The following is a 13174-nucleotide window of genomic DNA, read 5'->3' as shown; positions in this document are numbered from 1 at the left end:
GTTTGCCGTCGGCCCGGGCGATTCGCGTCAATCTGGTTGCAAGACAGGGTTCGACGCGGTTTAGTCAGAGGACCAAGACAGCGGAAACAATCCGCGACACACACGGGGAGCCGGATTTGCCAGATACCGGAAACAGCGACGCTTTCGTCGCCTTTGAACGCGTGCAAAAGAGCTATGACGGCGAGACGCTTGTCGTCAAGGATCTGAACCTGAGCCTGCCCAAGGGCGAGTTCCTGACCATGCTCGGGCCGTCCGGTTCGGGAAAGACCACCTGCCTCATGATGCTTGCGGGGTTCGAAACCGCCACCCACGGCGAGATCAAGCTCGACGGGGTAAGCATCAACAACATCCCGCCGCACAAGCGCGGCATCGGCATGGTGTTCCAGAACTACGCCCTTTTCCCGCACATGACCGTGGCCGAGAACCTGTCCTTCCCGCTGGAAGTGCGCAAGATCGGCAAGTCGGAACGCGAGAAGAAGGTGGCGCATGCGCTCGACATGGTCGAGATGGGCGCCTTCGGCGGCCGCCGCCCGGCGCAGCTTTCGGGCGGTCAGCAGCAGCGCATCGCCCTGGCGCGGGCGCTGGTCTTCGAACCCGAGCTGGTGCTGATGGACGAACCCCTCGGCGCGCTCGACAAGCAGCTTCGCGAGAAGATGCAGTTCGAGATCACGGACCTTGCGCACCGTCTGGGCATCACCGTGGTCTACGTGACCCACGACCAGACCGAGGCGCTGACCATGTCGGACCGGGTCGCGGTGTTCAACGACGGCCGCATCCAGCAGCTTGCCCCGCCGGACAAGCTGTACGAGGAGCCGGAGAACAGCTTCGTCGCGCAGTTCATCGGCGAGAACAACACGCTCGAAGGCGTGGTGACCGAGATGCGCGGCAACGAATGCACGGTGCGTCTGAACGACGGCGAGATCATCGTCGCCAAGCCGGTCAACGTGACCGAGGTCGGGCAGCGCACCCGCGTGTCGATCCGCCCCGAGCGGGTCGAGTTCAACAAGGAGCGCCTGCAGGAGGGCGCCCATACGCTCAAGGCCAAGGTGCTGGAATTCGTCTACATGGGCGACATCTTCCGCACCCGGCTCGAGGTCGCGGGCAACCGCGATTTCGTCATCAAGACCCGGAACGCCCCCGATCAGGTCCGGCTTCGCCCCGGCGAGGAGATCGAGATCGGCTGGCTTCCCGAAGACTGCCGCGCGCTGGACGCGCCGCAGGATTGAGGAACCGCCCGCGCTGCCCCGTGGCCCTGTCACAGGTGGCGCGGCGCATGGAAAGGGACCGCAGCCTTGGCCCGTGGGCCGGTTCCGCCGTCAACACGGGTTCACTAGGGAGCAATACATGAAACTGACGAAAACACTTCTGGCCACGACCGCGCTGACTGTCGCCGCAGGCGGTGCACTGGCCGAGAGCCATGGCAACATGGCTGACAGCATGACGCTCGTGTCCTGGGGTGGGGCCTATCAGGCCAGCCAGGACAAGGCCTATGCGCAGCCCTACGTCGAAATGCACCCCGAGGTTTCGGTGTCCTGGGACGAAAGCTCGAACGAGGCCGTGGCCAAGCTGCGCGCCATGAACGAGGCCGGCAACATCACCTGGGATCTGGTCGACGTGGTCGCCTCCGACGCCATCCGCCTCTGCGACGAAGGCCTCGCGATGGAATACGATCCCGAAGAGCTGCTCGCCGAAGGCGATGACGGCTCCTCTGCCGAGGACGATTTCGGCGATCTGATCGTGTCCGACTGCTTCATCCCGCAGATCGTCTACTCGACCACCTTCGGCTATCGCACCGACATGGTTCCCGAGGGTGTCGAGCCCCCGTCCGAGATCTGCTCGGTCTTCGACCTGGAGACCTATCCGGGCAAGCGCGCGCTGGAAAAGCGCCCCATCAACAACATGGAATGGGCGCTGCTCTGCGACGGCGTGGCCAAGGACGAAATCTATGACGTTCTCGCCACTCCCGAAGGTCAGGACAAGGCGCTTGCCAAGCTCGCCACCATCAAGGACGACGTGATCTGGTGGTCCGCCGGTGCCGATACGCCGCAGCTTCTGGCCGATGGCGAAATCTTCATGGGGTCGACCTACAACGGTCGCCTGTTCTCGGTCATCGAAGAGCAGAAGCAGCCCGTGGCGATGATGTGGGACGCGCAGGTGTTCGACCTTGACGGCTGGATCATTCCGACCGGTCTGGACGATGCCGCCCTGGCCCGCGTGAAGGACTTCGTGAAGTTCGCCACCGACACCCAGCGCCTGGCGGATCAGGCCAAGTACATCTCGTACGGCCCGGCACGCCTGTCGTCCGCTCCGCTGGTCGGCCAGCACGCCGAGCTCGGCATCGAGATGGCGCCGCACATGCCGACCGATCCCGAGAACGCCAAGAACACGTTCCTCTACAATTACGAGTTCTGGGCCGACTATCGCGATGACATCGACGCGAAGTTCCAGGCATGGCTCGCCCAGTAAGGCGCGCCTGACACCTCTGGGAGGGGGCCTGCCGGCCCCTTCCCGCAACCACCACGAGACATTGCCCGCCACGAGGCAAGCACAAACCGGGATGGGGACAGCATGACCGACGCAACGGGGCCAGACAAATTTGACGGACCGACGCCGGACAACGCGCTGCGACAATCCGGGCAGACATCGGGCCCGATGCTGGCCGCCGACGGTCGACCGCTGAAGAAAAGCCTCGCGCGGGCGCTTCGGGCGCAGAAGATCCGGGCGCTGCTGCTGATCGCGCCGCTGCTGATCTTTGTCCTCGTGAGCTTCATCGCCCCCATCGGCGACATGCTGTTCCGCTCGGTCGAGAACCAGATCGTTTCCGACACCCTGCCGCGCACGACCGAGGCGCTGGCCGATTGGGACGGGCAGGGGCTGCCGCCGGAAAGCGCCTTCGAGGCCGCCTATTACGATATTTTCCTGGCCGCGGAGCGCAAGCTGCACACGCGCCTCGGCTCCCGCCTGAACTACGAACTCACCGGCGCCTCGTCGCTGTTCCGCAAGTCCGGCCGCGGGCTGGACGACATCGGCGAGGTCTATCAGGACCAGTTCAAGGATCTCGACAAGGCCTGGGACGATGCCGAACCCTGGGCCGAGATCATGGGCGATCCCGAGTGGCTGGCCGAGCAGTCCGCCTGGACCAAGGGCGAGGACCAGCCGGAATTCGTGATGCGCGAGGGCATCGGAGAGATCCTGCCCACCGCCGCGCGCGAGTACCAGATCTTTGCGCTCTACCAGCAGGAAGAGGAAAACCGCAGCCCGCTGAAGGAAGAGCCCTGGACGGCGGTGCATACCGCGCTCTACGAGGATCTGAAGACCGCGGATCTGTCCGGCTACACAGGCCCCCGCGCCGAGATGCTGAAGGCTGCCGATGCGCTGGTCGACAGCGCCGATTTCGAAACCGTCAGCTTTCAGGACGGCTTTGTCGACATGGACAAGGATTGGGGAGAACCCCCGATCTGGCGCACGATCAAGCTCTACAGCCCGAATTACACCTCCGGGTACTTCCTGAATTCGATCGACATGCAGCTGACCCCGGACGGCATCCAGCCGCGCCCGGCGAACCAGCGGATCTACATGTTCCTGTTCCAGCGGACGCTCTACATGAGCCTCGTCATCACGCTGAGCTGCATCCTGCTCGCCTATCCGGTGGCCTACCTTCTGTCGAACCTGCCCGCGCGCAAGGCGAACCTGCTGATGATCCTCGTCCTGCTGCCGTTCTGGACCTCGCTTCTGGTGCGGACCTCGGCCTGGAAGGTGATGCTGCAACAGCAGGGCGTCATCAACGACGTGCTGGTCTGGCTCGGCCTCGTGGGAGACGCGGACCGGCTGGTCATGATCAACAACCAGTTCGGCACCATCGTCGCGATGACCCACATCCTGCTGCCGTTCATGATCCTGCCGATGTATTCCGTGATGGCGACCATCCCGCAAAGCTACGTCCGGGCAGCGAAATCGCTGGGGGCGACGGACTGGACGACCTTCTGGAGGGTGTATTTCCCGCAGTCGATCCCGGGGATCGGGGCGGGCTCGATCCTCGTCTTCATCCTGTCCATCGGCTACTACATCACGCCGGAGATCGTCGGCGGCACCACCGGCACGTTCATCTCGAACCGGATCGCCTACCACATCTCGTCCTCGCTGAACTGGGGCCTCGCGGCCGCGCTGGGGGCGATCCTGCTGGCGGTGGTCCTCATCCTCTACTGGGCCTACGACAAGATCGTCGGCATCGACAACGTGAAGCTGGGATAAGACCATGAGCGAAGTGATCCTGACCCCCGCCAAGAAGATGCCGCTGAACTTCACCCTGCCGGTTCTTGCCGCCGCCGGAGCCTTTGCCGGCATCTTCGTGGGGGCGGCCAACGGGTCGGTCCTGCTGGGGCTGCTGCTGGGCGCGGCGGTGATGGCGGCGCTCGGCTTCGTCGTCATGTCGGTCCTGCCCAAGGAACAGGAAAAGCCGGTCCGCATCGCGCTGATCGTGGCGTTCGCCCTCATCGGCTTCCTGCTCGGCGGTCTGCCGGGCGGGGTGATCGGGGCGCTGTTCGGCTGGTTCTTCGGCTGGTTCGCCTACTGGGTCGGCTTCGGGCGCTACCGGGTCAAGCTGGTGCCCTACCTGACCGCGGGGCAGGTGCTTTGGCACTATGCCTTCGTGGTGATCGCCGGGTCGATCTTCGTCTTCCTCATCACGCCGATCCTCGTGGTGATGCCGCTCAGCTTCAACGCCGAGGATTTCTTCACCTTCACCCCGGCCATGCTGCGCTTCGACCCCGAGGGCTATTCGCTGAAGCATTACCGCGACTTCCTGACCAACCCGGAATGGACCAACGCGGTGAAGAATTCGCTGATGATCGCGCCGGTCGCGACGATCATCTCGGTGTCGCTGGGCACGCTGGCGGCCATCGGCCTGTCGCAGAGCCACGTGCCCGGCAAGCGTGCGATCATGGCGATCCTGATCTCGCCGATGATCGTGCCGCTGATCATCTCGGCCACCGGCATGTATTTCTTCTACTCCAAGATCGGTATCGTCGGCACCTACTGGGGCGTCGTCCTCGCCCATGCGGTGCTGGGCATTCCCTTCGTCATCATCACCGTCACCGCGACGCTGGTGGGCTTCGACCGCTCGCTGACCCGCGCGGCGGCGAACATGGGCGCGGACCCGGTGACGACCTTCTTCCGGGTGCAGATGCCGCTGATCCTGCCCGGCGTGATCTCGGGCGGGCTGTTCGCCTTCATCACCTCCTTCGACGAGGTGGTGGTGGTGCTGTTCATCGGCTCTGCGGAACTGCAGACGCTGCCCTGGCAGATGTTCACCGGCCTGCGCGAGCAGATCTCGCCGACCATCCTGGCCGCGGCAACGATCCTGGTGGGGATCTCGATCCTGCTGCTGACCACGGTCGAGATCCTGCGCCGCCGCTCGGAACGACTGCGCGGCCTCAGCCCGGGCTGAAGCCTGCGACATTCTTCCGAAAAGAGGCGCGGAAAACCCGCGCCTCTTCACGTTTTGGAAACCGGGACCGCGCATCCTGCCGCAACGGGGTTTCCAGAGGACGAGGCCAGGATGACTCAACACGATGCGCAGATGATTGCCCAGACACGCAGCGGCGGCGTCGGGGAAGTGTCATTCGATGCCAAGGATCTCTTCTATTCCCGAACCGATCCGCGCGGCGTGATCATCGAGGGCAACTCGATCTTCCGCCGGATCTCCGGCTTCGGCTGGCAGGAGCTGAAGGGCGCGCCGCACAAGGTGGTCCGCCACCCGGACATGCCGAAGGGCGTCTTCCAGCTCTACTGGGACCGGCTGAAGGCCGGAAAACAGGTCGGCGCCTACGTCAAGAACAAGACGAAGGACGGGCGGTTCTACTGGGTCTTCGCAGTCGCCTGGCCGATCGAGGGCGGCTACCTCTCGGTCCGGATCAAGCCGCACAGCGAGCTGTTCCAGTCCGTCATCCAGATCTACGAGGACCTGCGCGAGGCGGAGCGCGACGGCGGTCTGACACCGCAAAAGAGCTCCGAACGCCTTGTCGAGCGACTGAAGGAGGCGGGCTATTCCTCTTACGAGGCGTTCATGTCCGCCGCCCTTGCCGGCGAGATGGAGGAACGCTCGCGCGCCGTGTCCCGCCCGCTGGATCAACGCCAGCAACGCTTTCTCACCATGGCCCGCACGATCCTCCAGATCCGCGAGGAGACGGATCGCATGACCGAGATCATCAAGGCGATCCGCACGGTGCCGATGAACATGCGCATCCTCGCCTCCCGGCTGGAAAATGCCGGTGGTCCGATCAGCGCGATCTCGGTCAACTACGGCTCCATGCTGGACGAGATGGCAAGCTGGGTGCGCGGCTTCATCGAAGGCGGCGACAGCACCTACAACCGGATGCTGAACACCATCCAGCGCGGGCAGTTTCTTGTCTGTGCCGCCTCCCTGCAGCGGGAAATGTCGACCCTGTTCGAGCAGGACATGCGCGCGGCCAAGGACATCAGTGCCCTGACCGAGGATCGCGAGACGCTGGAGCGCGAGGCGGTCTCCTACAACAAGGCGGCGATCGAGGCGCTGAAGGTGGTCGAGATCGAGGCGACGCGGCTCGGCCGGTCGGTGCTCGACATGAAGCGCTACGTGACCGGGCTCAGCTCGACCCGGATGATGTGCAAGATCGAAAGCGCGGCGCTGAGCGGTTCGGGGGATTCCCTGTCGGGCATCGTCGATCAGCTCGACGCCGGCCAGGACGAGATCGAAGCGCGCCTCGCCAAGATCGTCGAACTGAACACCGTGATCCAGTCCAACACCGCGATGCTGCGCGCCATGAGCTGACCACCGGGGCGCGCGACTTGCGCGACGGCATTGCCGCGCGCCGCCGGTTTGGATACATGGCCGAGCCATGACCACGTCCAACAAGCACCCCGACGCGCCCTGGCGCAATTTCTACGGCCGCATCCGCGGCAAGACGTTGCGCCCGTCGCAGGAAACCTACCTCGACGAGGATCTCGACGCCCTGTCTCCCGGTCCCGTCGATTGGGAGGTCAACCCGGAACGTCATCCGCTGGATGTCGGGGCGCTCTTCGCGGGACGGCCGGTCTGGCTCGAGATCGGGTTCGGCGGCGGCGAGCACATGGTGCACCAGGCCGCGACCTATCCCGAGGTGGGCATCATCGGCTGCGAACCCTTCCTCAACGGGGTGGCCATGCTGCTGGGCAAGATCCGCGATGCCGGTGTCGAAAACCTCAGGGTGCATCCGGGGGACGTGCGCAATCTCTTCGACGTGCTGCCCGACGCCTCGCTGGACAAGGCCTTTCTGCTCTACCCGGATCCCTGGCCCAAGAAACGCCATCACAGGCGGCGGTTCGTGACGCAGGACCACCTCGAACCCCTGGCGCGGGTGCTGAAGCCCGGCGCGGAATTCCGCGTCGCCACGGATATTCCCGACTACGTGCGCCAGACCCTCGTCGAGGTGCCCCGCGCGGGCTTCGAATGGCTGGCGGAGCAGCCGCAGGACTGGCGCGCGCCCTGGGATGACTGGCATTCCACCCGCTACGAACAGAAGGCCCTGCGCGAGGGGCGGGTGCCGCACTACCTGACGTTCCGGCGGCGGTGAGGCCGGATTTGCGTATTTGGAACAAGAAGAAGACGCGGGCGATGGACGAGAGTTGCGGCCACTGCTATCAGGCCGCGACCAAGGACGGGGGGAAACATGTCGAGCCACGGTGAACCTATTCCGATGATTGCCCGCCGGTCCGGTCCCCTGACCGGGGTCGCCGAGGTGCCGGGCGACAAGTCGATCTCGCACCGCTCGCTGATCCTCGGCGCGCTGGCGGTCGGCGAAACCCGGGTGACGGGTCTGCTCGAAGGGCAGGACGTGCTCGATACCGCGAAGGCGATGCAGGCCTTCGGCGCAGAGGTCGAGAAACGCGGCGACACCTGGCACGTGCACGGCGTCGGCGTCGGCGGCTTTGCCGAGCCCGAGGGTGTCATCGACTGCGGCAATTCCGGCACCGGGGTGCGGCTGATCATGGGGGCTATGGCGACGACGCCCGTCGCCGCGACCTTCACCGGGGATGCCAGCCTCAACAAGCGTCCGATGGCGCGGGTGACCGACCCGCTGGCGCTGTTCGGCGCGCGGGCCTACGGGCGCAGCGGCGGCCGTCTCCCGATGACCATTCTCGGCGCGCGGAACCCGCTTCCGGTGCGCTATGCCACGCCGGTGCCCTCGGCCCAGGTGAAATCCGCCGTCCTGCTCGCCGGTCTCAACGCGCCGGGCGAAACCGTGGTGATCGAGCGCGAGGCGACGCGCGACCATTCCGAGCGGATGCTGGCCGGATTCGGGGCCGAGGTCTCGACCGAGATCACCCCGGAGGGGCGCGTCATCACCCTGCGCGGCCGCCCGGAGCTGCGTCCCCAGACCATCGCCGTGCCGCGCGATCCGTCCTCGGCCGCCTTCCCGGTCTGTGCCGCGCTCATCACCGAGGGCTCGGACGTCCTGGTGCCCAACATCGGGCTCAACCCCACGCGCGCCGGGTTGTTCGAGACGCTGCGCGACATGGGCGCGGATCTGACCTACGAGAACATGCGCGAAGAAGGGGGCGAGCCCGCCGCCGATCTGCGCGCGCGGTTCTCTCCGGACCTCAAGGGGATCGAGGTGCCGGCGGAGCGGGCGGCGAGCATGATCGACGAATACCCGGTGCTGTCGGTGGTTGCGGCCTTTGCCTCGGGCAAGACCCACATGCCCGGCGTGCGCGAATTGCGCGTCAAGGAAAGCGATCGCATCGACGCCATGGCGGTGGGGTTGCGGGCCTGCGGGATCACCGTGGACGAGGGCGAGGACTGGTGGACGGTGCACGGGCTCGGTCATGGCAGCGTGCCGGGCGGGGCGATCACGCAAAGCCGGCTCGATCACCGCATCGCCATGTCCTTTCTCGTGCTCGGCTTTGCCACGCAGCAGCCGGTGCGGGTGGATGACGGCGGGCCGATCGCCACGTCCTTCCCGATCTTCGAGCCCTTGATGACTTCCCTCGGGGCGGATCTGGCGCGCGAGGCATGAGGCGGATCATCCCGATAGCCGCGGCGCTGGCCTTTGCCCTGCTGCTCTGCATGATCTGGTATTCCTGGCAGGTGCTGGTGCCCTCGGCGGGCGGGTTGCTGCCTTTCGACGCGCGCCCCTTCGGCTATGACCCGGAGGAGGCGCTCGCCTATCTCCGGCAACTCGACAGCAGCGGACGGGCGGTCTACCTGCTCGAGATGCACTGGCTCGACACCGCCTTTCCGCCGGTGGCGGCGCTGGCGGCCGGGCTGGGAATCGTGGTGGCGACGCGGGGGCGGCGCAGGGGGCTGCGGCTTCTGTTGCTGGTGCCGGTGCTTGCCTATCTCGGGGCGGACCTGGCCGAGAACGCCACCGTGCAGGAGATGCTGCGTCGCAACGCCGAGAATTTCTCGCCCCGGCTCGCGGAATGGGCGAGCCTGTTCACCCGGCTGAAATTCGCCTTCCTCCTGGTGACCGCGCTGGTGCTGGCCGGTCTCGGGCGGCGCCGGTCCGACGACGGTTGAAGCCCTGCGCCGGGGACGGCATAAAGACGCCGGAACGATCTGGGAACGAAAGACATGGCCTTTACCATCGCGATTGACGGCCCCGCGGCCGCTGGAAAGGGCACGCTCAGCCGCGCGGTGGCCGATCATTTCGGCTATGCGCATCTGGATACCGGCCTGCTGTATCGCGCGGTCGGCAAGCGCATGCTCGACGGTGTCGAACCGATCGAAGCGGCGCGGGCGCTGATGGCGGGCGATCTGAGCGACGACGGCTTGCGCAGCCCCGAGGTGGCGCAGGCCGCCTCCAAGGTCGCGGTGATCCCCGAGGTGCGGGCGGCGCTGCTCGACTTCCAGCGCGCCTTTGCCCGGCGCGACGGCGGCGCGGTTCTCGACGGGCGCGACATCGGGACGGTGATCTGCCCCGAGGCCGAGGCCAAGATCTTCGTGACTGCCAGCGCCGAGGTCCGCGCCCGGCGGCGGTTCGAGGAATTGCTGGGCAACGGCACCGAGACCGATTTCGATACCGTCCTGGCCGAAACCCGCGAACGCGACGAGCGCGACGCGACGCGGGCGGATGCGCCCTTGCGCCCGGCGGCCGATGCGGTGATCCTCGACACGTCGGCGCTGGATGTCGGCGCGGCAGTGGCGGCGGCCATCGCAGCGGTGGACGCCCTGCGGCAGGGCATGTCCGCCGGTTGAACGGGGGGACGGCATGAAGCAACGACAGATGGGGGCCGGCGGGCCGCAGGTCTCCTGCCTCGGCATCGGCGCGATGTCCTTTGCCGATTTCTACGGCGAAACGACGGAAGCGAATTCCTTTGCCGTTCTCGACATGGCGCGGGAACTCGGGGTGACGCATATCGACACCTCCAACGTCTACGGCATGGGTCGGTCCGAGACCACGATCGGGAAGTGGCTGACGGCCAATCCGGGCGCGCGCGACGGGGTCCATATCGCCACGAAGGGCGGCATCACCAAGGATGCCGAGGGGCGGCGCTGTTTCGACAATTCGCCGGCGCATCTGGAGGGGGCGCTCGATGCCTCGCTCGGGCGGCTGGGGGTGGACTGCGTCGATCTCTACTATGCCCATCGCTATCAGCCCGACATTCCGGTCGAGGAGGTGGCGGGCACGCTGGGCAGGCTCGTCGCCAAGGGCAAGGCCCGCGCCATCGGTTTCTCCGAGATCGCCCCCGCCACCCTGCGCCGCGCCCATGCCGAGCATCCGGTCGCCGCGATCCAGTCGGAGTATTCGCTCTCGACCCGTGCGCCGGAACTGGGGCTGGTGCAGACCTGTGACGCCCTCGGCATCTCGCTCGTGGCGTTTTCACCGGTCGGCCGCTCCTTGCTGACGGATTCGCCCGTGCCGCACGAGATCATCGAAAGCAGTCCGTTCCTGTCGGTGAACCCGCGCTTCGTGGAACCGAACCTGTCCGCCAACCTGCACCTCGCCGAGGGATTCCGGTCGCTTTCGGCTGACATGGGGGTGCCGACGGCGGCGCTTGCCATCGCATGGCTGCTGCACCGGAGCGACCGGGTGATCCCGATCCCCGGCACCCGCTCGACCGAGCATTTCTCGGAACTTGCGCAGGGGGCGGGGCTTTCGCTGACCGAGGCCGACATGGTGCGGATCGAGGAGGTCCTGCCGGTCGGCTGGGCCCACGGCGACCGCTATTCGACCGCACAGTGGATCGGACCGCAGAACTACTGCTGAGAGCAGCGGCGGGCCGAGCCGGCGCGCGAAGCGCCCCTGAAAGGCCCCCGGAGGGCTTTTGACTTGCTTCGCGCGCCGTGCGGGGCTATATCGCGCGCGTCAAGCAAGGCAAATAATGCCGCGAAACGAAGAGTCGAGCAGGGCCGGACCACCGGCCCTCTTTTGTTACGCAGACGCCCGAAAGACCAACCGCAAGACCGGCGGAGACAACCGCCCGGCCAGAAAAACCGAAGATGAAAAGGACATACACGCCACATGGCTGATACCACCATGGAGGAATTCGAGGCCCTCCTTAACGAAAGCCTCGAAATGGACACGCCCGACGAAGGGTCTGTTGTCAAAGGCAAGGTCATCGCGATCGAAGCGGGACAAGCCATCATCGACGTCGGCTACAAGATGGAAGGCCGCGTCGATCTGAAAGAATTCGCGAACCCCGGCGAAAATCCCGACATCAGCGTCGGCGACGAAGTCGAAGTGTTCCTGCGTTCCGCCGAGAACGCGCGCGGTGAAGCGGTCATCTCGCGCGAGATGGCCCGCCGCGAAGAAGCCTGGGATCGTCTCGAAAAGGCCTATGCCGACGACGCCCGCGTCGAAGGTGCGATCTTCGGCCGCGTCAAGGGCGGCTTCACCGTCGATCTCGGCGGCGCCGTGGCCTTCCTGCCCGGTTCGCAGGTCGATGTGCGCCCCGTGCGCGATGCCGGCCCGCTCATGGGTCTCAAGCAGCCGTTCCAGATCCTCAAGATGGACCGTCGTCGCGGCAACATCGTTGTCTCGCGCCGTGCGATCCTCGAAGAGAGCCGCGCCGAACAGCGCGCCGAGGTCATCTCGAACCTCACCGAAGGCCAGACGGTCGACGGCGTGGTCAAGAACATCACCGAATACGGTGCGTTCGTTGACCTGGGCGGTGTCGACGGCCTGCTGCACGTCACCGACATGGCATGGCGCCGCGTCAACCACCCCTCGGAGATCCTGTCGATCGGCGAGACCGTGAAGGTCCAGGTCATCAAGATCAACAAGGACACCCACCGTATTTCCCTGGGCATGAAGCAGCTCCAGGAAGATCCGTGGGATCTGGTTGCCGCCAAGTTCCCGCTGGGCTCGGTGCATCAGGGTCGCGTCACCAACATCACCGACTACGGCGCGTTCGTCGAGCTGGAGCCCGGTGTCGAAGGTCTGGTCCACGTCTCCGAGATGTCCTGGACCAAGAAGAACGTGCACCCCGGCAAGATCGTGTCGACCTCGCAGGAAGTCGACGTCATGGTGCTGGAAATCGACGCCGCCAAGCGTCGCGTTTCGCTCGGTCTCAAGCAGACCATGCGCAACCCGTGGGAAGTGTTCGCGGAAACGCACCCCGAGGGCACCCCGGTCGAAGGCGAAGTCAAGAACATCACCGAATTCGGTCTGTTCATCGGCCTCGAAGGCGAGATCGACGGCATGGTTCACCTTTCGGACCTGTCCTGGGACCAGCGTGGCGAAGAAGCCATCCAGGAATACCGCAAGGGCGACATCGTTCAGGCGGTCGTCACCGAAGTCGACACCGACAAGGAGCGTATCTCGCTCTCGATCAAGGCTCTGGGCGGCGACAAGTTCGCTGATGCCGTGGGCGGCGTGAAGCGCGGTTCGATCATCACCGTCGAAGTGACGGCGATCGAGGACGGCGGCATCGAAGTGGAATACGAAGGCATGAAGTCCTTCATCCGCCGTTCCGACCTCGCCCGTGACCGTGCCGACCAGCGCCCCGAGCGCTTCTCGGTGGGCAACCACCTCGACGTGCGCGTCACCAACATCGACTCCAAGACCCGTCGTCTGGGTCTGTCGATCAAGGCACGCGAGATCGCCGAAGAGAAGGAAGCCGTCGAACAGTACGGTTCCTCCGACTCGGGTGCGTCGCTGGGCGACATCCTCGGCGCCGCGCTCAAGGGCGACCGCTGATCCCGCCGAACGGCGGA

Annotated in this window: 11 protein-coding genes; all 11 read left to right on the top strand. The window is 65.7% G+C overall.

Annotated elements, in window-relative coordinates:
* Positions 1-116: 116 nt before the first annotated feature.
* The 11 genes from ACN0RJ_RS14225 (at position 117) to rpsA (ending at position 13157) form a co-directional block, all read left to right on the top strand.
* Positions 117-1226, top strand: a complete 1110-nt coding sequence (locus ACN0RJ_RS14225; RefSeq protein WP_417720356.1) for an ABC transporter ATP-binding protein — start codon at positions 117-119, stop codon at positions 1224-1226.
* 118 nt (positions 1227-1344) lie between these two features.
* The gene (locus ACN0RJ_RS14220) at positions 1345-2466 is read left to right on the top strand and encodes an extracellular solute-binding protein (RefSeq protein ID WP_417720357.1); all 1122 of its coding nucleotides are present in this window, start codon (positions 1345-1347) and stop codon (positions 2464-2466) included.
* Between the two features lie 102 nt (positions 2467-2568).
* On the top strand, positions 2569-4251 hold the full coding sequence (locus ACN0RJ_RS14215) for an ABC transporter permease (RefSeq protein WP_417724683.1): 1683 nt from the start codon (positions 2569-2571) through the stop codon (positions 4249-4251).
* Between the two features lie 4 nt (positions 4252-4255).
* On the top strand, positions 4256-5446 hold the full coding sequence (locus ACN0RJ_RS14210; protein ID WP_417720359.1) for an ABC transporter permease: 1191 nt from the start codon (positions 4256-4258) through the stop codon (positions 5444-5446).
* A 111-nt stretch (positions 5447-5557) separates the two neighbouring features.
* Positions 5558-6808: a PAS domain-containing protein gene (locus ACN0RJ_RS14205; RefSeq protein ID WP_417720360.1), complete on the top strand. Its 1251-nt coding sequence runs from the start codon at positions 5558-5560 to the stop codon at positions 6806-6808.
* Positions 6809-6875: 67 nt separating this feature from the next.
* Positions 6876-7589 (top strand): tRNA (guanine(46)-N(7))-methyltransferase TrmB, encoded by a 714-nt coding sequence (gene trmB, locus ACN0RJ_RS14200; RefSeq protein ID WP_417720361.1) that lies wholly within the window; start codon positions 6876-6878, stop codon positions 7587-7589.
* A gap of 96 nt (positions 7590-7685) precedes the next feature.
* The gene (gene aroA, locus ACN0RJ_RS14195; protein WP_417720362.1) at positions 7686-9032 is read left to right on the top strand and encodes a 3-phosphoshikimate 1-carboxyvinyltransferase; all 1347 of its coding nucleotides are present in this window, start codon (positions 7686-7688) and stop codon (positions 9030-9032) included.
* Positions 9029-9535 carry a hypothetical protein gene (locus ACN0RJ_RS14190; protein WP_417720363.1) on the top strand — a complete coding sequence of 169 codons (507 nt, stop codon included), beginning with the start codon at positions 9029-9031 and terminating at the stop codon, positions 9533-9535. The genes aroA and ACN0RJ_RS14190 overlap by 4 nt, the downstream gene beginning before the upstream one ends.
* Positions 9536-9589: 54 nt before the next feature.
* Positions 9590-10213, top strand: coding sequence for a (d)CMP kinase (locus tag ACN0RJ_RS14185; protein WP_417720364.1), 624 nt, complete (start codon positions 9590-9592; stop codon positions 10211-10213).
* Between the two features lie 13 nt (positions 10214-10226).
* Complete coding sequence (locus ACN0RJ_RS14180; protein WP_417724682.1) at positions 10227-11225, top strand: aldo/keto reductase; 999 nt, start codon at positions 10227-10229, stop codon at positions 11223-11225.
* A gap of 255 nt (positions 11226-11480) precedes the next feature.
* Entirely contained in the window at positions 11481-13157 is a 1677-nt protein-coding gene (gene rpsA / locus ACN0RJ_RS14175) for a 30S ribosomal protein S1 (RefSeq protein ID WP_417720366.1), read from the top strand.
* The last annotated feature ends 17 nt before the right edge of the window (positions 13158-13174 follow it).

The organism is Salipiger sp. (assembly GCF_048261495.1).
Lineage (GTDB): Bacteria > Pseudomonadota > Alphaproteobacteria > Rhodobacterales > Rhodobacteraceae > Salipiger.
The sequence above is the reverse complement of the archived record's forward strand: the minus strand, read 5'-3'. Positions and strand labels throughout refer to the sequence as shown.

Bases quoted from the DNA above. Each gene is read 5' to 3' on its own strand.
- ACN0RJ_RS14220 (WP_417720357.1), top strand. From the start codon at position 1,345: ATGAAACTGACGAAAACACTTCTGGCCACGACCGCGCTGACTGTCGCC.
- ACN0RJ_RS14215 (WP_417724683.1), top strand. From the start codon at position 2,569: ATGACCGACGCAACGGGGCCAGACAAATTTGACGGACCGACGCCGGAC.
- ACN0RJ_RS14210 (WP_417720359.1), top strand. From the start codon at position 4,256: ATGAGCGAAGTGATCCTGACCCCCGCCAAGAAGATGCCGCTGAACTTC.
- ACN0RJ_RS14205 (WP_417720360.1), top strand. From the start codon at position 5,558: ATGACTCAACACGATGCGCAGATGATTGCCCAGACACGCAGCGGCGGC.
- trmB (WP_417720361.1), top strand. From the start codon at position 6,876: ATGACCACGTCCAACAAGCACCCCGACGCGCCCTGGCGCAATTTCTAC.
- aroA (WP_417720362.1), top strand. From the start codon at position 7,686: ATGTCGAGCCACGGTGAACCTATTCCGATGATTGCCCGCCGGTCCGGT.
- ACN0RJ_RS14190 (WP_417720363.1), top strand. From the start codon at position 9,029: ATGAGGCGGATCATCCCGATAGCCGCGGCGCTGGCCTTTGCCCTGCTG.
- ACN0RJ_RS14185 (WP_417720364.1), top strand. From the start codon at position 9,590: ATGGCCTTTACCATCGCGATTGACGGCCCCGCGGCCGCTGGAAAGGGC.
- ACN0RJ_RS14180 (WP_417724682.1), top strand. From the start codon at position 10,227: ATGAAGCAACGACAGATGGGGGCCGGCGGGCCGCAGGTCTCCTGCCTC.
- rpsA (WP_417720366.1), top strand. From the start codon at position 11,481: ATGGCTGATACCACCATGGAGGAATTCGAGGCCCTCCTTAACGAAAGC.